The following is a 24,321-nucleotide window of genomic DNA, read 5'->3' as shown; positions in this document are numbered from 1 at the left end:
AATGTGCGGCCCTATGTTGGCGGACCGCACAGAAGGAGGCGGATCAGGATGCCCAGCGGGCCTTGTGATCAAAGGCGGCATCATATCCGAACAGCGCCGCCGCGCCGCCTGTGTGCAGGAAGACCACCCGCTCGCCCTTCTTGAAATGCCCCTTGCGGATCAGGTCGATGAAGCCTGCAGCCCCTTTGGCGGAATAGACCGGATCAAGCAGGATCGCCTCCAGTTCCGCGAACATGCGGATCGCTTCCAGGCCGCCATCGGTCGGGATGCCGTAGCCCTCGCCGACGTAATCGGTGTTGGCGACAACATCCTCGCGCTGGACCACCCCGGCGCAGCCGAGTTTCTGCGCTGTGGCGCAGGCCAGGTTATAAACGTTCTCTTCCTGTTTGGGCTTGGGCGCCCGGACACCGATGCCCAAAAGCGGGATCTGCGCGTTCATCGCTTTCAGGCCGGTGATCAGCCCTGCCTGGGTGCCGGCAGAACCGGTGGCATGCACGATATGGTCGATCCTCAGCCCGCCCGCATTGGCCTGCTGCAGGATCTCGAAGGCACAGTTCACATACCCCAGCGCGCCGGTCGGGTTGGAGCCGCCGCCAGGGATCGTATAGACCTTCCTGCCGTCTGCGCGGAGCGTCTCGGCCGCGGCCTCCATTTCGGCATTCATGTCCAGGCCGCCCGGGCGTTTTTCAGTGGTGGCGCCATGCAGGTGGTCCAGCAGCACATTGCCGTTGTTGTTGTAATTGGCGTTGTCCGACCCTGTCCGGTCCTCCAGCAGGATGTGGCAGTCCATGCCCAGCTTGGCCGCAAAAGCGGCGGTCTGGCGGGCATGGTTGGACTGGGTGGCGCCCTGGGTCATCACCATATCGGCCCCCTCCAGCTCTGCCTCGGCCATCAGGAATTCCAGCTTTCGGGTCTTGTTGCCGCCGGTGGACAGGCCGGTGCAATCGTCCCGCTTGATCCAGATCTCAGGCCCGCCCAGTTCCTTGCTCAGGCGGTCGAGACGCTCCAGCGGCGTGGGCAGATGCGCGATGAAACGGCGTGGGAAGCGGGCAAGATGCATGGGTCTCTCCTAACGTGGATTTGGTGCAAGTTACCCAGCCTCAGCACGGTAAACTAATGCAAAATTCGCACCATAAATTGCCGTTCTTGCATGTTACGGGTAATTCCAAGTAATCTGCTGCCATGCAGCTGGACTGGATCGACGACATACTTGCGGTGATTGACACCGGCTCCCTGGCGCGCGCGGCAGAACAGCGCCTGCTGACCCAGCCCGCCTTTACCCGGCGGGTGCGGGGTATCGAAACCCGCCTTGGCGCCGTTCTGTTCGACCGCTCCCGCAAGCCGGTGACGATCCTGCCCGGCGTGATGGCGATGGAGCCTGAACTGCGCGAGCTGAGCGCCCGCCTGCGCCGTCTTGAGCATGATCTGAAGATCTCAGCAGAAAGCGGCGGCCGCGGCGTCGCCTTTGCCTGCCAGCACGCGATCACGGCAACCATATCGCCCTGGATCGTGAAACTGCTGACGTCCGCGCAGAACCAGCCCGTGCGGGTGCGCTCCGGCAACCGCGATGCCTGCCTGATGCAGCTGCTGTCAGGCGACGCGGATTTCGCCGTCGCCTATGACTGGACCGGCGGCGGAAACCTTGCGCTGCCCGATGCCTTCGGCACCCGCGCATTGGGAACCGACCAGCTGGTGCCGGTGGCTGCGCCCGCCCTTAGGCCCGCGCTGGCGCAGGCGGAGATCCCCGCTATCACCTATCCGTCCGATGTATTTCTCGGCCGGGTGGCAAGCCACGCGATTCATCCCAGGCTGCCGGACGGCACCGTCCTGCTGCCCAAGGCCGAAACCGCGCTGACGCTGGCGGCCTGTGAATATGCCCTGGACGGGATCGGCGTGGCCTGGCTGCCCCAGAGCCTGGTCAGGCCGCATCTTGAGGCCGGCCGCCTGCTGCGGGTGCCCGGCCTGCCCGCGGAAGAGCTGAGCGTGGTGATGATCCGGCTTGCCGGGCGCAGCAGCCGTCAGGAGGAAGCAGTCTGGCGCCTGCTGGGCGATGCTCCGGACTGCCCCGGCCTGTCATAACGCTTCCCAAACCTGCAGCCCGGTCTTGTCCAGCCGCTCCAGCGAGCAGAACAGCGACAAGGTCAGCTCTGCCTGCCACGCGGGCCCGCCGACCTGAACAACCTGGCCAGCGGCAAGTTCACTGGCCACGACGCTTTCGGGCAGCCAGGCGATGCCGCTGCCGGACAGCATCCGGCGTTTGATGGCTTCGGTGAGCGCATCCATGTAGCGCAGCGACAGGGGCGGGGTGCGATTGCCGATGGTCTGGTCAACCACCGATCCCAGGAAACTGCTGGGATCATAGCCCAGGTAGGGGAACCGCGCGCGCCCGCCGCGGTCCAGATCCCATCCCCCGGCGCGTGCCGCGGCGGCTTCGCCCACGGGCAGCATCAGCTCCACGCCGATATCCTTGCGGGCAAACTGCGCCTCGTCGAACACCGGCTGCACGTCCTTGTGCCGGTAATACAGCAGGAAATCGCAGGTGCCTTCCGACAGCAGCTGGCAGCAGGTGCGCAGGTTGTCCGAATAGATCCGCACCCGCAGGTTCGGGATGCTGTCCTCCAGCTCGGCGATCCGCCGCGACAGGTAATTGACCGAGATCGTATGCAGCACGGCGACGCGCTGAAACGCGGTGCTGCCCTGCTCCTGCGCCCGCAAGGTCTGGCGGATGTCGGTGAGGTTCGCAATCAGCTCCAGCGCCACCGGCAAAAACTGCTGGCCGGCTTCGGACAGCTGCACCGGGTAGCTGGAGCGTTTAATCAGCGGCACCCCCATCCAGATCTCCAGCGATTTGATCCGCCGGCTGAAGGCCGACTGGGTGATGTTCCGCTCCTCCGCAGCCCGGGTAAAGTTCAGCGTCCGCGCTAGGCAGGTAAAGTCCCGCAGCCAGTTGATATCCAATTGACCCCTCCAGACCAGCAGCAAGATACTGGAAACAAACATCTATGCGATTTCCGCATAGTTTAATGTATTTTTTGAGTTGGCCAACCCCGCACGGCAGCACCTAGCCTTCCGGTCAGGCATCCCGGGCCTCAGGCCAAAATCACCAAAAGGGGAGCCACGGGTCCGGCGTCCGTGAGAGGCGCCATGAAGCCCGAGTTTCAAGGGAGGAACGAATGATCAGAACGACAACATCCGCGGTTGCCCTGGCGGCTGCCCTGGCCGCAGGCGCGGCCTCCGCCGAGACAACGCTGCGCCTCAGCACCTATGTGAACGAATCCGACATCCGCTATCAGGGTTTCACCCATTTTGCGGAGCTGGTGGCGGAAAAGACCGGCGGCTCGGTCAAGGTTGAAGTGTTCCCCTCGGCCACGCTGCACGGCTGGTCCGAGGGCGTGGATTCCGTTCAGGGCGGCGTCTCCGACATCAGCTGGATCAACGCCGACAACCGCCTGCCTTGTTACGCGGTCACCTCGCTCTACCCCGCCGAGGTGAGCCTGGAGGACCAGACCGGGCTTGATGCTGCCTACGCAGAGCTGATCCGGGATGAGGCGGCAAACGCCGGCCTGGTGCCGCTGTTCAACTCAAATTACTCCTACGATCAGGAATGGTGGTTCGAAGAGCCGATCAGCGATATCGGCAAGCTTGACGGCAAGCTGGTACGCTCCATCGGGCCGCTGGTCAGCATGATGATCGAGACCTGGGGCGGCGAGCCGGTGTTCGTGGCGCCCAAGGAAGTGTTCCAGTCGGCCGAACGCGGTGTCGTGGACGGCATCAACATGGGGGTTGCCACCTACAGCTCCTGGAAGCTGTGGACCGTGATGCCCTACATGGTCAACGCCAACCTGTTCTACGGCAACATCCAGTACATGATGAACAAGGACAAGTTCGACGCCCTGACCGCAGAGGAGCAGGCCGCGCTGACGGCGGCTGCGGCAGAGACCGAAAAATGGCTGCAGCCGCGCTATGAGGCCTGGGTCGACCAGCAGGTCGGCAATGCGGTGATGCAGGGCGGCGGCGCGGCGGTGTCCATTCCGGACGAGCAGCGCGAGGCCCTGATCGCCAGCGTCAAACCCAAGTGGGATGAAACGGTGAACGAGGCCTGCGGCGCGGAAATGGCCGACAGCATCCGCTCCCTGCTGGCAAGCCACGCGCCCTGAGACTCCCCCCGGCCCGGCGGTGCGGCACCTTGCCCGCCGCCGGGATCTGTACACCTCCAACAAGGAGCCCTGTCATGGATGACGGTTTAGACCGCCTGATCCGGGCCGTGGAACGTGCAGTCGTCTGGCTGGCCGGAGCGGGCGCCGCTGTGGTTCTGGTTCAGATGCTGTGGATCTCTTACGGTGTCTTCGTGCGCTACGGCCTGGGAAAACCCGACCGGATGGTGACCGAAGCCACGGCCCTGCTGCTGTTTCCGGTCGCCTTTGCCGGCCTTGCCTACGCGCTGCGCGAAGACGCCTTTCCCAAGGTCACGATGATCACGGAGCTGCTCCGCCCCGGCGCCCGCCGGGCTCTGGATATCGTGAACCACATCCTGATGCTGGGTGTCGGCAGCTTCTTTTCCTATGCCGGGGTCAGCGCCACGATCCGCTCGTTCAACTCGGGCGTTGCCTCCGAAATCCTGCACTGGCCCCGCTATGCGTTCTGGGCCCCCGGCGCGGCGGCGCTGGTGCTGTTCTCACTTTATGCCGCGCTGCGTCTGATCCGCCTGATCCGCACACCGGCCCCGTCGGGAGACCTCTAATGGAATGGTATACTGTCGGCCTCGGCCTGCTGGGCCTGCTGATGATGTTCATCACCATCGGCCTGCCTATCCCCTTTGCCCTGGCGGCAGCGTCGCTGCCGTTTCTCTGGCAGATCCAGGGCTGGGAAACCTCCATTGTCTCGTCTGAGCTGAAGCTCTGGGGTGTCTGGATCGACTACATCCTGCTGGCGGTGCCGCTGTTCGTCTTCCTGGGCGAACTGATAGGGCGCTCCAGCATCGGCCCCAACCTCTACCAGTTCCTGCACCAGGGCGTCCGGATCAAGGGGTCTGCCGCCTATGGTTCCATCGGCGCCAGCGCCGGCTTCGGTGCAGTCTGCGGCTCCTCGATGGTGGGGGCGCTCACCATCGGCGGTGTCGCGCTGCCGGAAATGCTGCGGCTGGGTTACGGCAAGCGCCTGTCCAGCGGCGTGCTGGCCGCAGGCGGCACCCTGTCGGTGCTGATCCCGCCCAGCCTGATCCTGCTGTTCTACGGCATCGTGACCGACCAGAGCATTGGAGATTTATTCATTGCGGGCGTCATTCCCGGGCTGATCCTGGTCTCCAGCTTTGTGGTGGTGGTGCTGGTCTGGGGCATGATGAAGCCTGAGGACATCCCCGGCAGCGAAGACGCCGCGAAGATGCCGCTGAAGATGATCCTCAGCACCATCGGCCCTGTCATCCTGATCGGCCTGGTGATCACTGTCGCGATCTATGCGGGCATCGCCACCCCGACCGAGGCCGCCGCCGTTGCCGCGCTCCTGACCGTGGTGCTGGCCTTCTGGGTCGGCGGCCTGAACTGGCAGGGCTTCAAGGGCGCCATCTTTGCCACCATGCGTACCATGGGCTATCTCGGGCTGCTGCTGTCGGCCGGCGTGCTGTTCGGCTTTGTGCTGACCTATTACCGGGTGCCGCAGCAGTTCACCGACCTGTTCCTGTCGTTTGAGCTGTCGCCCTATACCGTCCTGGCCATCGTGCTTGTGTTCTACATCCTTCTCGGCATGTTCCTGGAACCGGTGTCGATGACCTTTATCACGCTGCCGACCATCTACCCGCTGATGGATGCCGCCGGCTTTGATCTGATCTGGTTCGGGGTTGTCTACACCATCACCATGGAAATTGCGGTGCTGACCCCGCCGGTGGGCCTGAACCTCTATGTCATTCAGGCCATCGGCCGCGAACAGGTGAGCATCGGCGACGTGATCATGGGCTGTTTGCCCTTTATCGCTGCGATGATCCTGCTCATCTCCATTCTCATCCTGTCGCCCGACGTGGCGCTGTGGCTGCCGGAGCAGATGCGCTGATGCCGGACCTCCCCTATCTGCGTGCCGGCTCCGGCCCGGTTCTGGTGCTGGTGCACGGCTATCTGGGCGGTGCTGCCCAGTGGCAAAGCGAGATCGATGCCTTCAGCGGCGAGTACGATGTCATCGCGCCCAACCTTCCAGGGTTTGGCGCCGCCGCCGGCCTGCCCGGTTGCAGCACCATCGCCGCAATGGCAGAGGCGGTCCTCACCCTTCTCGACAGCCTGAAGGTTCCGGAGTTCATCCTCATGGGCCATTCCATGGGCGGCATGATTGCTCAGGAAATGGCCGCCGCCCGGCCCGCGGCGGTGCAGAAGCTGATCCTCTATGGAACCGGCCCGCTGGGCCTGATGCCGGACCGGTTCGAACCCATCACCGTCTCCCGCGAACGGCTGCTGGCCGACGGCGTGGCAGAAACCATCGCGCGCATCGGGGCAACCTGGTTCAAATCAGGCACCAAGGCGCGCGGCTACCCGCTGCTGACAGAGGTCGGCGCCCAGGCCAGCCCGCAGGCCGCGCTGGCTGCGCTTGGGGCAATGGCAAGCTGGGACGGGCGGCAGGCGCTGCCGCGGCTGACCATGCCGACGCTGGTGGTCTGGGGCGATTCCGACCGCTCTTACCGCTGGCCCCAGGTGGAGTCGCTGTGGACCAACCTGCCCAACGTGCGCCTGTCAGTGGTGCCCGGTGCCGCCCATGCGGTGCACTTGGAAAAACCGGCCCTGTTCCACTCCCTGATCCGGGACTTCCTGCAGGAAGGCTGCGGTGACAACGCGTAACCATCGGAGTTGCAGCGATGCTTGCTGGTTCGGGAAAACCTGTTCTGCCTATCCGCTTTCTGTAAGGGCGTAAGCCGGTACATCCGTGTTCCTGTCCGGTTTTGACAAGCGCATTTGCCCGCTACTGCCGCCGGGCGGTGCAGACGAAATGGGTGAGCGAGAAGAAGAACCGGCCCTCTGCCGCCAGTTCTTCCTGCTCCTGCGCCCAGGCGGCGGCGTCGTCTTCGTCGGTGGCTTCGGTCTGCACCGCATAGGCGCGGATCAGGCGGATCATCATGGCCGCCATGCCGTCGGGCCGCAGGCTGGTGTCGCAGATCGTGACAGGCTGCATCGCTTCCGGCGCAAAACCGCAGTCCTGCAGCTCCTCGGGCAGCCGCGCGGGCACCGCACGTTCGGCCAGGTGATTGTCCCAGATCTCCAGAAACCGCTGCATCCGGGCGCGGTTGTCGCTGTGCCAGGCAAATGTATCGAAGTGAATGTCGCCGATCACCAGGCGGCTGCCGGGCTTCAGCACTTTGTGAAGCGCGCGCAGCACCGGGCGGCGGCTGGTGATGTATTCGAACACCTGCACCGACACCGCCTTGTCGAAGCTTTCCGGCTCAAACAGCAGGCTGGCGGCATCGCTTTGCGTCAGCGTGGTGTTGTCCCGCCCCTGCAGCCGCTGGCGGGCGGCGGCGAGCATGTCGGGGCTGGCGTCCAGCCCGGCCACATGGCCCGCGGGGCCGACGGCGCGCGCGAGTTCCTCGGTCAGCAGGCCGTTGCCGCAGCCGAGATCCAGGATGCGGTCGCCCGGCTGCGGCGCCAGCGCGTCGAAGCTGGCGCGCCGCCGCCGCGAAATATCCGCGCCCCGGTAGGCGTCTTCCAGCACGCGGGCGGTTTCCTCGTCGAATTGCAGCATCATGTCCCTCCGTCAGGCCTTGAGGACTAGTGCGAAATGCCGGGATTTCCACTGTTGGGGGCGCCGCTGCAAAACCCCTCTCGCACACGGGCGGCAAACTGCCTATAACCGCCGCAAACGCGTTTCACGGAGCCGAACACATGACCGGAGAACTGTCGCCCATCGACAAGGCGAAATTCGTAGCTGCCAAGCGGGCGGCCGAAATGGTGGAGGACGGGATGCGGGTCGGCCTGGGCACCGGCTCCACCGCGGCCTGGCTGGTGCGCTGCCTGGGCGAGATGGTGCAGAAGGACGGGCTGAAGATCACCGCCGTGCCGACCTCGTCGCGCACCGCCGCGCTGGCCCGCGATGTGGGCATCAACGTGGTGTCGCTGGATGAGGCCAAGTGGCTGGATATGACCATTGACGGCGCCGATGAGTTCGATGCCGACCTGAACCTGATCAAGGGCGGCGGCGGCGCGCATCTGCAGGAGAAGATCGTCGCCACGGCCTCGGATCAGATGGTGGTGATTGCGGACGCCAGCAAATCGGTCGAGACGCTGGGCGCCTTCCCGCTGCCGGTGGAGGTGCTGCGCTTTGGCTGGCAGAGCAGCCAGGCGCTGATCGAGGAAACCCTGGTTTCGATGGACGTGATGGGCCGCAGCACCACGCTGCGGATGAACGGCGATGCGCCGTTTGTGACGGATGAGGGGAACTATATCCTCGACCTGCACCTGAACCGCATCGGCAACGCCCGCCAGCTGGCGCTGGTGCTGAACCAGATCCCCGGGGTGATCGAGAACGGGCTGTTCATCGACATCTGCGACACCGTGGTGATCGGCTATGGCGACGGCCGGGTCGAGGTGCGCGACATCAACGAAGGCACCGTCGAGAAGGACAAGCTGGATTTCGTCGAGAACGACAACCTGTTCACCGACCTGCAGGACTGAGCTGACGGGGCAGCAAGGTTGCGCCCTGCAGTTTCAGGGGCAAGGCCACCGCGCTGCAAGCCGAATTCCTGCAAGGAGTCCGGCCCGGTTTCCGGCGCGGAAACCGGGGGCGGGTGAATTGAAGGCGGCCGGCTGAAACGGGACCGAAATCCTCCCAGGATTTCAGGTCGGAATTCGCGCCGGATTCCGTCTTCTGCGGGTTCGGCGGACTTGGCGCAGGGGATTGGCGCCGTCCGCGGCCTGCCGGTCCGCGGCCATCCCGTTCACAACCCCGCGTGAATCCGCGCCAAAAGGTTGAAAGCGGCGCAATAACGCCCACTTGGGCATATGGCGTTTGGTGCTCCGTTGTGGGATACCAGCACAAGACATGCAAAGGGCGGATATTCATGAGCTTTGATTATGATCTGTTTGTCATCGGCGGCGGCTCCGGCGGGGTGCGGGCAGCCCGCGTGGCGGCGCAGGAAGGCGCCAAGGTGGCGCTGGCAGAGGAAGACCGCTACGGCGGCACTTGCGTGATCCGCGGCTGCGTGCCGAAGAAGCTGATGGTGTTTGCCTCTGAATACGCAGGCATGGTGGAGGACGCCCAGGCCTATGGCTGGGACATCCAGCCCGGCGGTTTCAACTGGGATACCTTCAGGGGCAAGCTGCACGCCGAACTGGACCGGCTGGAAGGCGTCTACCGCAATATCCTCAAGAACAACGGGGTCGAAAGCTTTGACCAGCGCGCCAAGCTGGCCGATGCCCACACGGTGGAACTGGCCGACGGCACCCGCAAGACCGCCAAGCATATCCTGATCGCCACCGGCGGCTGGCCGTCTGTGCCGGACTTCCCGGGCTGCGAGCTGGCGGTCACCTCGAACGAGATGTTCACCCTGGACAAGCTGCCCGAAAGCCTGCTGATCGTCGGCGGCGGCTATATCGCCTGCGAGTTTGCGGGTATCATGAACGGGCTGGGCGTTAAGACCACCCAGTACTACCGCGGTGCGCAGATCCTGCGCGGCTTTGACGACGAGGCGCGCGGGCTGATCTCTGAGGAGATGTGCCAGGCGGGCGTTGATGTGCATCTGGGCACCAACGTGCTGGAGATGCGCCAGGACGGGGACAAGATCCGGGTCAAATCGACCAACGGGCAGGAGCGCCTGTTCGACAAGGTTATGTATGCCACCGGCCGCAACCCGAATGCGGACAACCTGGGCCTGGAAGAGATCGGCGTGGAGCGCGGCCGCAACGGCGAAATCGTCGTTGACGAGTACAGCCAGACCTCGGTGCCGTCGGTCTATGCGATCGGTGATGTGACCGACCGGGTGGCCCTGACGCCGGTGGCGATCCGCGAGGCGATGGCTTTTGTCGAGACCGTGTTCAAGGGCAACCCGACCAGCCCCGACCATGAGCTGATCCCGACGGCGATTTTCACCCAGCCGGAGATGGGCACCATCGGGCTGAGCGAGGAAGAGGCCGGCGAGCGCGAACCGGTCGAGGTCTACGCGACGTCCTTCAAGCCGATGCAGCAAAGCTTTGCCGGACGGGCGCAGCGGGTGCTGATGAAGCTGATCGTCAGCAAGGAAACCCGCAAGGTGCTGGGCTGCCATATCGTCGCACCTGGTGCGGGAGAGATGATCCAACTGGCGGGAATCGCCGTAAAGATGGGCGCGACCAAGGAAGATTTCGACCGCACGGTTGCGGTGCACCCGACAATGTCGGAAGAGTTGGTAACGCTGAAGACTCCGGTGCGCTCGAGATAAGACGCGGCGCCGGCAATAACTGACACCACATGCCGCCCATCGTGAAGGATCACGGGCGGCAGCAAACGGATAGGAGACAAATGGCGGGCAATAGCGGTGGCCCATGGGGGGGCGGCGGCTCCTCCGGCGGCGGAGGAGGCAACCGGGGCAACAACGGCGGCAACAATGGCGGCGGCGGCCGCAAGCCGGATGAGCCTCAGATCCCCGAAATCGACGAGCTGGTGAAGAAAGGCCAGGAGCAGCTGCGCGTGCTGATGGGCGGGCGCGGCGGCAAGGGCGGCGGCCGCGGCGGACGCGGCGGCCCGGGCGGCGGCGCGCCGCTGTTCACCAAAGGCACGCTGGGCCTGGCGGCTGTTGCCGCTGCGGTTCTGTGGGGCTTTGCCAGCATTTATACCGTCAAGCCGGAAGAGCAGTCGGTTGAACTGTTCCTGGGCGAGTATTCGGACACCGGCCAGCCGGGCCTGAACTTTGCCCCCTGGCCGCTGGTCACCTATGAGGTGATCCCGGTGCGGGTCGAGCAGACCGAGAACATCGGCGCCGGTTCGCGCGGCGGCGAGGCCGGTCTGATGCTGACCGGCGATGAAAACATCATCGACGTGGATTTCCAGGTGGTCTGGAACATCTCCGATCCGGCCCAGTTCCTGTTCAACCTGCGCGACCCGCGCACCACCATCAACGCAGTGTCGGAATCGGCCATGCGCGAGATCATCGCCCAGTCCGAGCTGGCGCCGATCCTGAACCGCGACCGCGGCGCCATCACCGCCCGTCTGGAAGAACTGATTCAGCTGACGCTGGACAGCTACAACAGCGGCGTGAATATCGTCCGGGTGAACTTTGACGGCGCCGACCCGCCAGAGCCGGTGAAAGACGCCTTCCGCGAAGTGCAGTCGGCAGGCCAGGAGCGTGACCGGCTTGAGAAACAGGCCGATGCCTATGCCAACCGCAAGCTGGCGGGCGCCCGCGGCCAGGCCGCGCAGACGCTGGAAGAGGCCGAGGCCTACCGCGCCCAGGTGGTGAACGAAGCCCAGGGTGAGGCGAGCCGCTTCAGCGCGGTTCTGGAGGAATACCAGAAGGCGCCTGAGGTGACCCGCAAACGCCTGTACCTGGAGACCATGGAGCAAGTGCTGAGCGGTGTGGACAAGATCATCCTGGATGACACCACCGGCGAAGGCGGCCAGGCCGTTGTGCCCTATCTGCCGCTGAATGAGCTGCGCAAGCAGCAGGAGGGCAACTGATGCGGAAATCTACTCTTCTTCTGCCCATCCTTGTGGTTCTGGGCATTGCAGCGCTGTCGGCGGTCTTTATCGTGGACGAGCGTGAAAAGGCGCTGGTGCTGCGCTTTGGCCGGGTGGTCGACGTTAAGGAGACGCCGGGCCTGGCGTTCAAGCTGCCGGTCATCGACAACGTTGTGCGTTACGACGACCGCATCCTGAGCCTGGAAGTCGGCCCGCTGGAAGTCACCCCGCTGGATGACCGCCGCCTGATCGTGGATGCGTTCTCGCGCTACCGGATTGCCAATGTGGATACCTTCCGCCAGGCGGTTGGTGCCGGCGGCATCGGTGCCGCGGAATCGCGCCTGGACAAGATCATGCGGGCGCAAACCCGCGAGGTGCTGGGCTCTGTCAGCTCCAACGACATCCTGTCGTCGGACCGGGCCGCGCTGATGCTGCGGATCCGCAACGGCGCGATCACCCAGGCCCGCCAGCTGGGTCTTGAGGTGATCGACGTGCGGCTGAAGCGCACCGACCTGCCGCAGGCCAACCTGGAAGCCACCTTTGCCCGGATGCGCGCCGAGCGCGAGCGGGAAGCGGCGGATGAGATCGCCCGCGGTGAAGAGGCGGCGCAGCGCGTCCGCGCCCAGGCCGACCGGACCGAGGTCGAGCTGGTGTCGGAAGCCGAACGCGAGGCTGAGGTGATCCGCGGTGAAGCGGATGCCGAGCGGAACGGGATTTTTGCCACGGCTTATGGGGCGGACCCGGAGTTCTTTGAGTTCTACCGCAGCCTCAACGCCTATGTCGGCGCCCTGCAGGGGAGCAACTCCTCGATGGTGCTGTCGCCGGATTCCGATTTCTTCAACTACCTGAAATCGTCTGGCGGCAAGCCGGCGGTGCAGTAATGGGATTCGTCCTGCTGGCTCTCGGGCTGGTGCTGGTTGCAGAGGGGCTGGTGTACGCACTGGCCCCTTCGCTTGTGGAGCGGCTGCTGGAGATGCTGCGGATGCTGAGCGAGGAGCAGCGCCGCAACGCCGGGCTGGCGGCGCTGGCACTGGGGCTGATCCTGGTCTGGCTGGCCTTCCTGCTTGGGTTCTGAGGCAGTGCGGCGCCCGCAGAATTTCAGCGGAAATTCAAACTTTCCCTGCTAGGGTGGCGCCATCAGGGCCTGCGCCCGCGGCTGCGGCCGGATTTCCGGCTCACAGCCGCTTTATTCCTTGCAACATTTGTTGCGGGCGGGGCGGAAGTTCCTACATTGGGTGCATAAGACTCCCCCGGGCGTGTCTGGTGTTTGCGCCGGGCCGGGGGAGAACAAGAATTAGACAGGACAAGGAGTAGTTCCGTGCAGCCACAGGCAATTGCAATTTCCGGCCAGGCAGGCAGCAGGGGCATGACGATGCGCCTGATCTGGCTTGCAGTGCTGAGCATGGCGGTCCTGCTGATGCAGGCGGTAACCGCAATGGCCCGGCCCGAGAGCCTGGCGCCGCTGGCCGAGCGGGTGAGCCCGTCGGTTGTCAACATCACCACCACCACCGTGGTGGAGGGGCGCACCGGGCCGCAGGGCATCGTGCCGGAGGGCTCGCCGTTTGAGGATTTCTTCCGCGAGTTCCAGGACCGCAACGGCAACGGCAATGGCAACCGGCCGCGCCGCTCCTCGGCGCTGGGCTCCGGCTTTGTGATCTCCGAGGACGGCTATATCGTCACCAACAACCATGTGATCGACGGCGCCGATGAGATCGAGATCGAGTTCTTCCCCGGCGAAGGCCAGCCCAAGAAGCTGCTGCCGGCCGAGGTGATCGGCACCGATCCCAACACCGATATCGCGCTCTTGAAGGTCAAGGCGCCGGCGCCGCTGAAGTTTGTCAAATTCGGCGACAGCGACACTGCGCGCGTTGGCGACTGGGTGGTTGCGATGGGCAACCCGCTGGGACAGGGATTCTCGCTGTCGGCGGGCATTGTCTCGGCCCGCAACCGCGAGCTTTCGGGCTCTTATGACGATTACATCCAGACCGATGCAGCGATCAACCGGGGCAACTCCGGCGGACCGCTGTTCAACATGGACGGCGATGTGGTCGGGGTGAATACCGCGATCCTGTCGCCCACCGGCGGCTCCATCGGCATCGGCTTCTCGATGGCGTCCAACGTGGTGGTCAGGGTGGTTGAGCAGCTGAAGGAATTCGGCGAGACCCGCCGCGGCTGGCTGGGTGTGAAGATCCAGGATGTGGATGCGGACCTTGCTGAGGCGATCGGGCTGGAAAAGGCCCGCGGCGCGCTGGTGACCGACGTTCCGGAAGGCCCCGCGAAAGAGGCGGGCGTTCTGGCCGGCGATGTGATCGTCAGTTTTGATGGCGCCGATGTGCGCGACACCCGCAGCCTGGTGCGTCAGGTCGGCAACGCCGAGGTCGGCAAGACCGTGCGCGTTGTGGTCTACCGCGAAGGCAAGACCGAAACCCTGCGGGTGACCCTGGGCCGCCGCGAGGATGCGGAGCGCGGGCCGTCGTCCCAGCCGGACGGCAGCGGCGATGCGCCGGGCAGCACCGAGAAAGAGCTTCTGGGGCTGTCGGTTGGTGTTCTGACGGAGCAGATGCGCAGCGAGCTGAATGTCGGCGAAGACGTCGAGGGGCTGGCGATTCTGTCGGTGGATGAGACGTCGGAAGCCTGGGAGAAGGGCCTGCGCGCGGGCGATGTGATCACCGAGGCGGGCCAGCAGAAGGTCACCTCGATCAGTGATCTGGAAGCGCGGGTCGAGGAAGCCAAAGAGGCAGGCCGCAAGTCACTGCTGCTGCTGGTGCGCCGCGGCGGCGAGCCGCGTTTTGTGGCGCTGAACCTGGCGGAGTGATCCGGGGCGCGTGATGCCTTGAGGCTATGCCGGAAAGGCCGGGCGGTTGCCCGGCCTTTTTGCTGTCCGGTCTTTGCTGTGCGGTCCGGGCCTAAGACTTTTCTGAAAAGTCTTAGGCAAAAGTTTTCAGAAAACTTTTGCGCGCGGCGGTTGCCGGGCAGCGGCAGGCGCGGAGGGCACGGAGGGCAGGAAAGGGAAGAGCCATGTGCTGGCGGGCACATGGCTCTTGTTGGACAGGCAGCCATTGGGATGGAACGGATAATGGCTGTCTATGAAACGGTTATGCTGCCTCAGTGCCGGGGCTTCTGTGACCGGGATTACAGTGCGCGGATTTTAGTGCTGAAATCCGCAAAAACTGCCAGCCGCGGGCAGGGTTAGATGGAATCCGGCTCCGCCAGCACGGCCAGTTCGGTGCGGTCGAGGATCTGCACCCCGCCGCGGCTGATGCTGACCAGCCCGTTGCGCTTCCAGGCGGCCAGGGTTTTGGACACCGCCTCGCGGGTGGCGCCGACAAATTCAGCCAGTTCCGCCTGTGACAGGGCGACCCGTCCGTCGCGCCCCTCGGGTGCGAGATACAGCAGCTTGCGCGCCAGCCGCACCGGCATCGGCAGGAAGACCTGCTCGTTCAATTGGGTGTTCATCCAGCGCATCCGCTGCCCGGCCAGCCGCAACAGGTCGGCGGCCAGATCCGGGTGCTGGCGGATCTGGGCCAGAACGTCGCCGCTGCGCAGGCGCAGCACCCGGCTGGGCTCGGCGGCGATGGCGGTGGCGGTGCGCTCGCCCGGGTCAAAGAGGGTGATTTCGCCGAACACCGCGCCGGGGCGCATCATGTCGAGCGACAGCTTGCGGCCGGAAGCGGAGAGCACCGAGAACTCCAGCGCGCCTTCGGCAATGGCATAAAGCGCATCGCCCGCATCGCCTTGTTCAAACAGCACTTCCCCCTGGCGCAGGCGCACCTCTGTGGCCTGGCTCTCCAGCATCCGGCGCAGCGGGCCCGAGGCGCCGGAGAGGAAGCCGGAATCCGGCAGGCGGGTTGTCAGCATGGCCAAGTCTCTTTGCGTCTGGAGCCCAGTCCGGCGGAGCTTAGCAGAGGCTTGGCCGCCGGGGAACCGGGGAACTGAACCGGGTGGTTCAGCCTGCCACTGCGACCAGCCCCAGCTTGCGGGCGGCGTCCAGCGACAGGGTGCCGCTGTCCAGCCCCAGCGGCTTCTGGTAGCGCTGCACCGCCGTGCGGGTGGCGGAGTCCATCTGGCCGTGAATGGGGCCGTCGTAGATCCCGCGGGCGGCCAGGGCGCGCTGAACCGTGCGGATGAACTCAGGCGTCATGCTGGCGGGGCAGGGGATCTCGAACCAGCGCTCCTGCCGCGGCTGCACGATCTGCTGGCGGGTGTCGGTGCGGAAAATGGCTGGGCGGATGACCTGGCCGCTGCTGTCCAGCTGAGCCGGTTCCGCCAGCACCTGGCTGGTGACGGTTTCGATCACGGCGGGGGAGGTGTGTTTGCTCCAGCAGGTGCCGGGCGGCGCGCCGGGCGGGGCATAGCGCCCGGCGCGGGTGACATCGCCGCCGGGCGGCGGCGGAACGCAGGCGGGCAGCGCCGCCAGGGCGGCCAGCAGCAGCGCGGGCGCGAGACGCCGGCAGGTCGTGATGAGGGGTGGCGTCATGCCCGGATGCCTTTGTCAGCGTGGCTGTTGTCAGCGTGCCTAATGTAAGCGTGCCTAATGTAAGCGTGCCTGCGGTCAGCGCTGCGGGCGGTGCCGGGCGCTTGTGCTTTGGCGGCAGCCTAGCCCAGTTCGCTGCCGTCCGCAAAGGCCGGATCGCCCTGGCGGCCCTGCTCTGCCAGCAGGAGGTCGAGCATGGGGGAGATGTCCTCGACCGTTTCGGCAATCACATGGGTGACCGCATGCGCCCGCTGCAGCCGCCCGGTGACGCGCAGCAGCCGCCCGGAGATCACCGCGCGGCGGAACGCCTCGTAGATCTTGCGCCAGACGATCACGTTGACGACGCCTGTCTCATCCTCGAGCGTGACGAAAATGACCCCCTTGGCGGTGCCCGGGCGCTGGCGCAGGATCACCAGGCCGGCGACGGTGACGCGGGCATTTTCCGGCGGCTCCTGCAGGCGGGCGGCAGGCAGGCAATGAGGCGGGCGCGGCCAGGGCCGGGCGCGGCCGGCCTGCGCGGCGGCAGGGGCTGCGGAAGAGGCTGCAGAGGGGGCTGGCATGAGGCAAACAGGCTCTGTGGTTGAGAAATTTCCAGAGTGAACAAATATAGAACATTGTGCCGGAAAGTCCAGCAGCGGCAGACCCGGGTCGCAATTGGGGCTGGCACCGGCGCAGGGGCTTGGCTACACAGTCGTCCGAGTACCGGAAAAGGGAAGAGAGCTGACAATGGCAAAGATCACTTACATCGAGCACAACGGCACCAGCCATGTTGTGGATGTCGCCACCGGGCTGACCGTGATGGAAGGCGCGCGCGACAACAACATTCCGGGCATTGAGGCCGATTGCGGCGGCGCCTGCGCGTGTTCGACCTGCCATGTGTACATCGCGCCGGACTGGGTCGAGAAGCTGCCCGCCAAGGACGACATGGAAGAGGATATGCTGGATTTCGCCTTTGAGCCCGATCCGGCCCGTTCGCGCCTGACCTGCCAGATCAAGGTGACCGACGATCTGGACGGCCTGGTGGTGCATATGCCCGAAAAGCAGATCTGATGCGTGCCGGGCCGGCAGCGCGGCGTCTGCGGATGCGCGCCCGGCCCGGTTCCGCCCGCCGCGCCTGGGCAGCGCTGTGCCTGGGGCTGGCCTTGGCGGGCTCTGCGGCGCAGGCAGGTGGCGGCTGTGGACCCGATCCGTCTTCTAGCCCGGGCACCGTGGAGGGTTCGCTGGTCCGGCTGGGCGAAGCGGAAGCCGCCTATGAGGACCTGACAGGCCGCTACGGGCATGGGGTTCTGGGCGATGCGCTGGAGCCGGAGACGCTGCGCTACTGGTCCCCGGCGCTGCCGGACCGGTGCGGTGTCAGCGTGACTTTGGACCAGGCCCATGTGTTCGAGGACCTGGCGCCGCGCCTGGCCGATCTTGACGGCGACAGTCTTCCGGAAGTTATCACCGTGCGCAGCCATCGCAGCAAGGGGGCGCAGATTGCCGTCTACGGATTGCGGGGCGGCCGCCTGGAGCTGATTGCACAGACGCCCTACATCGGCCGAAGCCACCGCTGGCTGGCCCCCGTCGGAGCGGCGGATCTGGATGGCGACGGGCATGTGGAAATCGCCTATATCGACCGTCCGCACCTGGCCAGGATCCTGCGGATCTGGCGGTTTGAGGACGGCAAGCTCAGCGAGGCTGCCAGTGCGCCCGGCCTGACCAACCACCGCATCGGCCAGGATTTCATTACCTCCGGCATCCGCGATTGCGGCCAGGGGCCCGAGCTGGTGACGGTCAGCGGCGGCTGGCGCCGGATTATGGCGTCGCGGCTGCAGGAGGGCCGCATCGCCACCCGGGACATCGGCGCGTACCGGCCGGACACGGGCCTGCGGCAGGCGCTGGCCTGCCGCTGAGCGCTGTCCGCGCCGCGCTGTGCGCGGCGCCCGGCCCAACTGCGGCGCCCATCCCCGCGGGGATGGGATGGAGCGGGCGGGAGCGCTCGCGGCCTGCTGCCGCCGGTGCGGGATGCCCGTCTGCCCGCGGTTAACCCGCGGTCCGAAAGTCTCCAGATCCGTTTCCGGTTTATTCACCACCTTGGGCTAATCTTGTGCCGGATGGGCAGATCCGGGCGGCCCGCCCGGCCCGGAGCGGTTTTAGGGGAGACAGCAGCGTGAGCTTTACGCCATATGTGTTCGGCACCGGCATCGCAGGATGGAGCTTCCTGCAGCGGACCCGGGACCAGCAGCAGGAGGTTTTTGAGAAATCGCCCGTCCTTGACCGGACGGTGCAGGATTTCACGCAGCGGATCACCAGCATTCAGTCAGCCGACCAGCTGCTGGACGACTACAACCTGCTGACCGTGACCCTGGGCGCCTTTGGCCTGGATGAGGACATCAACAACAGGGCCTTCATCAAGCAGGTGCTCGAATCGGATATGAGCGACCCCAAGTCGATCGTGAACCGGCTGAACGACAGCCGGTATCAGGCGCTGGCGGAAACCTTTGGCTTTGGCAGCGCGGACGGCCCCAAGCTGCCCAGTGCCAGGGCGGGGAGCGAATTTGCGGGCATCACCACGCCGGATGATCTGCTGTCCAACGGCACCCTGCTGCGCAAGGCGCTTGGCAACGCCGGTCTGGAGGGGATGGAGAACAATCAGTTCTTTCTGCAGAAAGTCCTGGAATCCGACCTGGAAGACCCCGACTCCTTTGCCAACAAACTGTCTGATCCGCGCTATGCGGACTTTGCGGGGCAGTTCAATTTCGGCCAGGTGCCGGAGTATGAAAACAGCATCGAGGCGCTGGTTGCCGAATTCAACCAGCACACCGAAGGCCTCGCCAGCGCGGATGATCTGCTGGAGGATGAAAACCTGCTGCAGGCCGTCATTGACACGTTCGGTCTGGAAAGAACTTACCCGGATTTCCTGCGGCGGGTGCTGAATTCGGACACCACCGATCCCGATTCCTTCGTCAACCAGCTGGAGGACAAGCGCTATCTGGCGGTGTCAGAGGCCTTTGGCTTTGGCTGGCCGGACATCAACGCCATGACCGACCCGGAGGAGCTGCTGTCGAACCCGCCGCTGCTGGCGGATGCGCTGGAGACTTTCAACCTCAGCGACCGGGGCGAAACCTATCTGAGGCAGGTGCTGGAATCAGATTTGTCCGACCCGAATTCTTTTGTCAACCAGCCGGAAAATCTGGCCTTTTACGATTTTGCAGAGGCCTTCCAGAACGAATGGCCTGAACCTGTCAGCAAGATGCAGGTGTTCGCGGATGAGATCACCGACAAGCTGGGCACCTTTACCAACCCGCGGGAGTTGGTATTCGATCTGAACCTGTTCGAGGCGACGCTGGACCTGTTCGGCCAAAGCAAGCGGAGCACCGATTTCGATACCGTGCTCAAGGCGTTTGACTCTGACCTCTCCTCCAGCACCTCCTATGCCAACTTGCACTATGATACCGGTTTGAAATCCATGGTGCAGGCTTTCTCCTTCAACGAGGGGCAGACCAGCCGGGAGTATCCTGAAGGGTTTGCCGAGGAACTGGCCGAGCTTTACACCACCCGCCAGTTTGAAATCGAAATCGGCAACTCGGATCCGAACATGCGGCTGGCGCTGGCGCTGGAGCGCGAATTGCAGGATGTCGCGGATGCGGGCGGCAGCGAAAATGCCCATTGGTATAACATCATCGGGTCGCCGCCGCTGCGCAGCGTTTTCGAGACCGCGCTGGGCCTGCCGTCCGGCATCGGGCAACTGGACATCGAACGGCAGCTCTCCGAAATGAAGGACCGGGCCTTTTCCGCCTTCGGCACGACCCACCCGGCAGATTTCCTGGAGCCGGAGATGCTGGATCAGTTCCGCAAGCGGTTCCTGCTGCTGAGTGATTTGAACAGCTTTTAAGGCTGCGGCTCCGGCTGCAGGTTATCAAGCGCGCTTGCCCGGCGGGAGCGCAGCCGAAGCGCCAGCGCCGGGGCGGCTGCGCCCTGTCTGCCGGACTGCTGCGCCAAGGGGCATTTTCAGGTGGAAAGTGTGCGGCCGGATGCCGCCGCCGGGCGCGGCAGCGCCCGGCCGCGCCCAACTGCGAAGGGCAATCTGTGAGTGACCGAAAGCAGGCGGGAGCGCCTGCGGGCCAGCCGACTTACTTCAGCGCCCGCCAGCCGATGTCGCGGCGGAAGAAGCCCTGCGGCCAGTCGATCCCGTCCACCATGGCATAGGCCCGGTCGCGGGCCTCCTGCAGGGAGCCGCCGCGGGCGGTCACGTTCAGCACCCGGCCGCCGACGGCCAGCATCTTGCCGTCCTGTTCCTGGGTGCCCGCGTGGAACACCATGTTGCTGCTGTCCTCGGGCAGGGCGTCCAGGCCCTTTATCTCAGAGAACTTTTCGTAAGACCCCGGATAGCCCTCTGCCGCCATGACCACGGTGATCGCGTGGTCGTCGGCCCAGTTCACCTGCGCCTCGCCCAGGCGGCCCTCTGCCGCGGCGTGCATCAGGTCCAGCGCCTGGGCGCCAAGCCGCATCATCAGCACCTGGCATTCCGGATCGCCGAAACGGACGTTGTATTCCACCAGCCGGGGCTTGCCGTCCTGGATCATCAGGCCGGCATAAAGCACCCCCTGATAAGGCATGCCGCGCTCTGCCATCACCTTCATGGTGGGCTTCACGATCTCTTCCATCGCGCGCGCCTCGACCTCTGCCGACAAGACCGGCGCGGGGGAGTAGGCGCCCATGCCGCCGGTGTTGAGGCCGGTGTCGCCTTCGCCGACGCGCTTGTGGTCCTGGGCGGAGCCGATCGCCAGCACGTCCTCGCCATCGACCAGCACAAACAGGGAGGCCTCTTCGCCTTCCATGAACTCCTCGATCACCACCTCGGCGCCGGCCCCGCCGAAGACACCGCCGAACATATCGTCGATGGCCGCCATGGCCTCGTCCTCAGTCATCGCGATGATCACGCCCTTGCCAGCGGCCAGACCGTCGGCCTTGACCACGGTGGGCACGCCATTGGCACGCACATGGGCCTTGGCGGCGTCCGCATCGGTGAAATGTCCGTAGCCCGCGGTGGGGGCGTTTGCCGCGTCGCAGATTTCCTTGGTGAAGCTTTTGGAGGCTTCCAGCCGCGCCGCCGCCTCAGACGGGCCGAAGACCAGGATGCCGGCCTCGCGCAGCCGGTCGCCAACGCCTGCGGCCAGCGGGGCCTCGGGGCCGACAATCACGAAGTCGATGGCGTTTTCCTCGGCAAAGGCGGCCACTGCGCCGCCGTTCTCAATGTCAAACGACGCGCAATCGGCGATCTGCGCGATGCCTGCGTTGCCCGGCGCCACGATCAGCTTGTCGCACTTGGGGTTCTGCATCACCGCCCAGGCCAGGCTGTGTTCGCGCCCGCCGCTGCCGAGGATAAGGATGTTCATCTGCATGTTCTCCGATCTGCCTGAGCCGAGAGGCATCCCGGCGCTGTCCGGGGCTTGCCTTGCTTGCGGCGCGTTCTATGCTGCGCGCGAACTCAAAACAAGAACCACCTGTGCCGCAGGAGAGCAGCCGCCCGATGTCCGACCTGTTTGACGATCCTCAGCCGGGGCAGAATGCTCCTGAATTCACCGTCTCCGAGATTTCCGGCGAGGTGAAGCGCACGCTGGAGGGCACTTTTGGCCGCATCCGGGTGAGGGGCGAAGTGGGCCGGGTGTTCAAGGCGCGCTCCGGCCACCTGTATTATGACATCAAGGATGACCGCTCTGTGCTGGCCTGCACCACCTGGAAGGGGCAGATTTCCGGCCTGTCGGTGGTGCCCGAGGAAGGGCTGGAGGTGGTGGTGACCGGCCGCCTGACGGCCTTTGGCGCGCAGTCCAAGTACAATATGAACGTCGATGAGGTGGCGGTTGCCGGCCAGGGTGCGCTGATGGCGCTGCTGGAGAAGCGCAAGAAGCAGCTGGAAGCGGAAGGGCTGTTTGCGCCCGAGCGCAAGAAGGCGCTGCCCTATCTGCCGCAGATCATCGGGGTGGTGACATCGCCCTCCGGCGCGGTGATCCGGGATATTCTGCACAGGCTGCGCGACCGCTTCCCGCGCAAGGTGCTGGTCTGGCCGGTGGCGGTCCAGGGGCAGAACTGCGCCCCCGAAGTGGCCCGCGCCATCGAAGGGTTCAACCGGCTGACGCCGGGCGGCGCGCTGCCGCGGCCCGATCTGATCATTGTGGCCCGCGGCGGCGGCTCGATCGAGGATCTGTGGGGCTTCAACGAGGAGATAGTGGCCCGTGCGGCGGCGGCTTCGCAAATCCCGCTGATTTCCGCTGTGGGGCATGAGACCGATACCACGCTGATCGACTTCGTCTCCGACCGCCGCGCACCGACCCCGACCGCAGCGGCAGAGCTGGCTGTGCCGGTGCGGCTGGAGCTGATGGCCTGGAGCGAAAACCAGGGCGCGCGGCTGACTAGGGCTGCGGGGCAGGCGGTGCAGCAGCGCCGCCAGCGGCTGAACGATCTGGCCCGCGCGCTGCCCAAGCCGGATACGCTGCTGGAAACCCCGCGCCAGCGGCTGGACCGGATTGCCGACCGGCTGCCGGGGGCCTTGATTTCCGGTGTGCAGCGCCGCCGGGTGCATCTGAGCGAAACCGCGGCGTCCTTGCGCCCGGCCACCCTGCGCCAGCTGGTTGAGGGGCGGCGCAACAGGCTGCAGAACCTGTCCTCGCGCCTCAGCTTGCGGCCGATCCAGCGGGAAGTGAAACAGCAGCGGGACCGGCTTGCGCAATTGGGCCAGCGGCTGGATGCGGCGCAGTCTTTACGCATAGACCGCCAGCGGCAGGCGCTTGCCGCTGCGGGCCGGCAGCTGGAAATTCTCAGCTATAAGGCGACGCTGGAGCGCGGTTATGCAGTGGTGCGCTCAGGCGAGGAGATCCTGACCACCAGAGCCGCCGCCGCCAAGGCAGGCGCCCTGCAGATCGAGTTTGCCGATGGCACGCTGGATCTGGAGGGCGGCACCGCCCAAGCGCCGAAAAAATCCGCGGCGGAACCGGGCGGCAGCCAGGGCTCATTGTTCTAGCGGGGCATTTCCGGCGGTCTCAGGTGCCCACGTCGGGGCCGTAGCACAGCATCTCCTCGCCGATGTCCTCGGCCTCGTACAGCTCAGTCGAGGCCGGGTCATCCTCGAACCGGGCGGTCAGACCTCTGGGTGACAGCTCGAAGGTCCAGCACTGCGGGTCGTCGCGGTTTTCATAGACGAAACAGATCCGGCCCGCCTCCTCGTACCAGGTTCCGTCCTGGCATCTGCCGTCCAGGAAGGACCAGATCACGCGGCGGCCCGGCAGATAGCGCTCAACCCCGTAGAGGGAGCCGCCGAAGCCATAAAACAGCGTGCGGCCCTGGGTGTAGCGGTCGAATTCCGCGGCGCCGAGCGGCTCGCCTGCCGCCAGCGGGGCGGGCAGGGCTGCCAGCAGGAGAATCATCAGTCTGCGCATGACGCCATTGTGCCTCAGGACCGGCGCCGGCGCCAAGCCTTGCGTGGCGGGCGGCCGGGCGGCTTCTGCCCCGGTTCCCGCGTGGTCACCTTTGACGATACGCGCCCTGCGGGGACAAAGTGGCGGAAAATCAAAGGGGAGGCAGGGCATGACGGCGGAACTGGCACTGCGGGCGGCGGCGGCCTGCGCGCTGATCTATCTGTTTACGGCCGCGCAGCCGCCCGGGCTGCTGCGCAGCCTGGTGAAGACGGCGTCTGTGGCCCTTCTGGCGGTTGCGGCGCTGCTGGCAGGGGCCCCCTGGCTGCTGGCCGTTGCGCTGGGCCTGTGCGCCTTGGGCGATCTGTTCCTGTCGCGCGACGGCGAGGGAGCGTTCATGGCGGGCGTCGGCGCCTTTGCCGCCGGGCATCTGGCCTATGCGGTGCTGTTCCTGACGCGGGACGCGAGCGGCCCGGCGCGGCTGCTGGAGATGCCGGGGTTTGCCATTGCGGGGCTGCTGCTGGTGCTGGGGCTGGTGATGGCGCGCATTCTGGCGCCGCGGGCAGGCGCACTTAAAGGGGCGGTGCTGGCCTATATCCCGATCATCCTTGGCATGGGGGCGGCTGCGCTGACGCTGCCGCTTGGCACCTGGGCCTTTGCCGCGGCCGCAGCGTTCATGCTGTCGGACATGGTGCTGGCGGCGGAGACTTTTGTGCTGCCGGAGGACCACGTGCTGCGCCGGATCACGCCGTTTGCGGTCTGGCCGCTCTATTGGGGGGCGCAAGCGGGCTTTCTGGCGGTATTTTCCTGAGGAACGCGGCGCCTTGCGCTTTGCAC

At 65.5% G+C, this 24,321-nt stretch carries 24 protein-coding genes; 16 read left to right on the top strand and 8 right to left on the bottom strand.

Annotated elements, in window-relative coordinates:
* Nucleotides 1-43 precede the first annotated feature (43 nt).
* Nucleotides 44-1,060, bottom strand: a complete 1,017-nt coding sequence (cuyA, locus tag CAER_RS0107340; protein ID WP_027234737.1) for a D-cysteate sulfo-lyase — start codon at nucleotides 1,058-1,060, stop codon at nucleotides 44-46.
* Between the two features lie 122 nt (nucleotides 1,061-1,182).
* Here cuyA and CAER_RS0107335 point away from each other — a divergent pair, with 122 nt between their 5' ends.
* Nucleotides 1,183-2,079: a LysR family transcriptional regulator gene (locus tag CAER_RS0107335; protein ID WP_027234736.1), complete on the top strand. Its 897-nt coding sequence runs from the start codon at nucleotides 1,183-1,185 to the stop codon at nucleotides 2,077-2,079.
* On the opposite strand, the gene CAER_RS0107330 is transcribed toward CAER_RS0107335, so the two are convergent.
* On the bottom strand, nucleotides 2,074-3,000 hold the full coding sequence (locus tag CAER_RS0107330; protein WP_245597332.1) for a LysR family transcriptional regulator: 927 nt from the start codon (nucleotides 2,998-3,000) through the stop codon (nucleotides 2,074-2,076). The genes CAER_RS0107335 and CAER_RS0107330 overlap by 6 nt on opposite strands.
* 173 nt (nucleotides 3,001-3,173) lie before the next feature.
* Here CAER_RS0107330 and dctP point away from each other — a divergent pair, with 173 nt between their 5' ends.
* The 4 genes from dctP to CAER_RS0107310 all read left to right on the top strand — a co-directional run bounded on the left by dctP (nucleotide 3,174) and on the right by CAER_RS0107310 (nucleotide 6,815).
* Nucleotides 3,174-4,157, top strand: a complete 984-nt coding sequence (dctP, locus tag CAER_RS0107325; protein WP_027234734.1) for a TRAP transporter substrate-binding protein DctP — start codon at nucleotides 3,174-3,176, stop codon at nucleotides 4,155-4,157.
* Nucleotides 4,158-4,231: 74 nt separating this feature from the next.
* Nucleotides 4,232-4,741: a TRAP transporter small permease gene (locus CAER_RS0107320; RefSeq protein ID WP_027234733.1), complete on the top strand. Its 510-nt coding sequence runs from the start codon at nucleotides 4,232-4,234 to the stop codon at nucleotides 4,739-4,741.
* Nucleotides 4,741-6,042: a TRAP transporter large permease gene (locus tag CAER_RS0107315; RefSeq protein ID WP_027234732.1), complete on the top strand. Its 1,302-nt coding sequence runs from the start codon at nucleotides 4,741-4,743 to the stop codon at nucleotides 6,040-6,042. The genes CAER_RS0107320 and CAER_RS0107315 overlap by 1 nt, the downstream gene beginning before the upstream one ends.
* Complete coding sequence (locus CAER_RS0107310) at nucleotides 6,042-6,815, top strand: alpha/beta fold hydrolase (protein ID WP_027234731.1); 774 nt, start codon at nucleotides 6,042-6,044, stop codon at nucleotides 6,813-6,815. The genes CAER_RS0107315 and CAER_RS0107310 overlap by 1 nt, the downstream gene beginning before the upstream one ends.
* Before the next feature lie 121 nt (nucleotides 6,816-6,936).
* Here CAER_RS0107310 and CAER_RS0107305 read toward each other — a convergent pair whose 3' ends face one another.
* The gene (locus CAER_RS0107305) at nucleotides 6,937-7,713 is read right to left on the bottom strand and encodes a methyltransferase domain-containing protein (RefSeq protein WP_027234730.1); all 777 of its coding nucleotides are present in this window, start codon (nucleotides 7,711-7,713) and stop codon (nucleotides 6,937-6,939) included.
* Nucleotides 7,714-7,853: 140 nt separating this feature from the next.
* Here CAER_RS0107305 and rpiA point away from each other — a divergent pair, with 140 nt between their 5' ends.
* The 6 genes from rpiA (at nucleotide 7,854) to CAER_RS0107275 (ending at nucleotide 14,434) form a co-directional block, all read left to right on the top strand.
* Complete coding sequence (gene rpiA / locus CAER_RS0107300) at nucleotides 7,854-8,642, top strand: ribose-5-phosphate isomerase RpiA (protein WP_027234729.1); 789 nt, start codon at nucleotides 7,854-7,856, stop codon at nucleotides 8,640-8,642.
* Between the two features lie 386 nt (nucleotides 8,643-9,028).
* A complete protein-coding gene (gene gor, locus CAER_RS0107295) occupies nucleotides 9,029-10,384 on the top strand; it encodes a glutathione-disulfide reductase (protein WP_027234728.1) in 1,356 nt (451 codons plus the stop codon).
* Nucleotides 10,385-10,464: 80 nt separating this feature from the next.
* Nucleotides 10,465-11,619: an FtsH protease activity modulator HflK gene (gene hflK / locus CAER_RS0107290; RefSeq protein WP_027234727.1), complete on the top strand. Its 1,155-nt coding sequence runs from the start codon at nucleotides 10,465-10,467 to the stop codon at nucleotides 11,617-11,619.
* Complete coding sequence (gene hflC / locus CAER_RS0107285) at nucleotides 11,619-12,500, top strand: protease modulator HflC (protein WP_027234726.1); 882 nt, start codon at nucleotides 11,619-11,621, stop codon at nucleotides 12,498-12,500. The genes hflK and hflC overlap by 1 nt, the downstream gene beginning before the upstream one ends.
* A complete protein-coding gene (locus CAER_RS0107280; protein WP_027234725.1) occupies nucleotides 12,500-12,694 on the top strand; it encodes a DUF2065 family protein in 195 nt (64 codons plus the stop codon). The genes hflC and CAER_RS0107280 overlap by 1 nt, the downstream gene beginning before the upstream one ends.
* A 291-nt stretch (nucleotides 12,695-12,985) precedes the next feature.
* Entirely contained in the window at nucleotides 12,986-14,434 is a 1,449-nt protein-coding gene (locus CAER_RS0107275; RefSeq protein ID WP_245597331.1) for a Do family serine endopeptidase, read from the top strand.
* A gap of 374 nt (nucleotides 14,435-14,808) precedes the next feature.
* Here the strand turns inward: CAER_RS0107275 and CAER_RS0107270 are convergent, their stop codons facing one another.
* The 3 genes from CAER_RS0107270 to CAER_RS0107260 all read right to left on the bottom strand — a co-directional run bounded on the left by CAER_RS0107270 (nucleotide 14,809) and on the right by CAER_RS0107260 (nucleotide 16,653).
* Nucleotides 14,809-15,477 carry a Crp/Fnr family transcriptional regulator gene (locus CAER_RS0107270; RefSeq protein ID WP_027234723.1) on the bottom strand — a complete coding sequence of 223 codons (669 nt, stop codon included), beginning with the start codon at nucleotides 15,475-15,477 and terminating at the stop codon, nucleotides 14,809-14,811.
* Nucleotides 15,478-15,565: 88 nt separating this feature from the next.
* The gene (locus CAER_RS0107265) at nucleotides 15,566-16,096 is read right to left on the bottom strand and encodes a peptidoglycan-binding domain-containing protein (protein ID WP_027234722.1); all 531 of its coding nucleotides are present in this window, start codon (nucleotides 16,094-16,096) and stop codon (nucleotides 15,566-15,568) included.
* Between the two features lie 119 nt (nucleotides 16,097-16,215).
* On the bottom strand, nucleotides 16,216-16,653 hold the full coding sequence (locus CAER_RS0107260; RefSeq protein WP_027234721.1) for an OB-fold nucleic acid binding domain-containing protein: 438 nt from the start codon (nucleotides 16,651-16,653) through the stop codon (nucleotides 16,216-16,218).
* 166 nt (nucleotides 16,654-16,819) lie between these two features.
* On the opposite strand from CAER_RS0107260, the gene CAER_RS0107255 reads away from it, so the two are divergent.
* From CAER_RS0107255 to CAER_RS0107245, 3 genes are all read left to right on the top strand, one after another.
* A complete protein-coding gene (locus CAER_RS0107255) occupies nucleotides 16,820-17,143 on the top strand; it encodes a 2Fe-2S iron-sulfur cluster-binding protein (RefSeq protein WP_027234720.1) in 324 nt (107 codons plus the stop codon).
* Nucleotides 17,143-17,985, top strand: coding sequence for an FG-GAP repeat domain-containing protein (locus CAER_RS0107250; RefSeq protein ID WP_027234719.1), 843 nt, complete (start codon nucleotides 17,143-17,145; stop codon nucleotides 17,983-17,985). Before CAER_RS0107255 ends, CAER_RS0107250 begins: the two co-directional genes overlap by 1 nt.
* 257 nt (nucleotides 17,986-18,242) lie before the next feature.
* The gene (locus CAER_RS0107245; RefSeq protein WP_027234718.1) at nucleotides 18,243-19,967 is read left to right on the top strand and encodes a DUF1217 domain-containing protein; all 1,725 of its coding nucleotides are present in this window, start codon (nucleotides 18,243-18,245) and stop codon (nucleotides 19,965-19,967) included.
* A 238-nt stretch (nucleotides 19,968-20,205) separates the two neighbouring features.
* Here CAER_RS0107245 and purD read toward each other — a convergent pair whose 3' ends face one another.
* Complete coding sequence (gene purD / locus CAER_RS0107235) at nucleotides 20,206-21,471, bottom strand: phosphoribosylamine--glycine ligase (RefSeq protein ID WP_027234717.1); 1,266 nt, start codon at nucleotides 21,469-21,471, stop codon at nucleotides 20,206-20,208.
* A 134-nt stretch (nucleotides 21,472-21,605) separates the two neighbouring features.
* On the opposite strand from purD, the gene xseA reads away from it, so the two are divergent.
* Nucleotides 21,606-23,093, top strand: coding sequence for an exodeoxyribonuclease VII large subunit (xseA, locus tag CAER_RS0107230; protein ID WP_027234716.1), 1,488 nt, complete (start codon nucleotides 21,606-21,608; stop codon nucleotides 23,091-23,093).
* Between the two features lie 19 nt (nucleotides 23,094-23,112).
* Here the strand turns inward: xseA and CAER_RS0107225 are convergent, their stop codons facing one another.
* Nucleotides 23,113-23,508, bottom strand: coding sequence for a hypothetical protein (locus tag CAER_RS0107225; protein WP_027234715.1), 396 nt, complete (start codon nucleotides 23,506-23,508; stop codon nucleotides 23,113-23,115).
* Between the two features lie 148 nt (nucleotides 23,509-23,656).
* On the opposite strand from CAER_RS0107225, the gene CAER_RS0107220 reads away from it, so the two are divergent.
* Nucleotides 23,657-24,295 carry a lysoplasmalogenase gene (locus CAER_RS0107220; protein WP_027234714.1) on the top strand — a complete coding sequence of 213 codons (639 nt, stop codon included), beginning with the start codon at nucleotides 23,657-23,659 and terminating at the stop codon, nucleotides 24,293-24,295.
* Nucleotides 24,296-24,321: the final 26 nt, after the last annotated feature.

Source organism: Leisingera caerulea DSM 24564 (assembly GCF_000473325.1).
Taxonomy (GTDB): Bacteria; Pseudomonadota; Alphaproteobacteria; order Rhodobacterales; family Rhodobacteraceae; genus Leisingera; species Leisingera caerulea.
The sequence above is the reverse complement of the archived record's forward strand: the minus strand, read 5'-3'. Positions and strand labels throughout refer to the sequence as shown.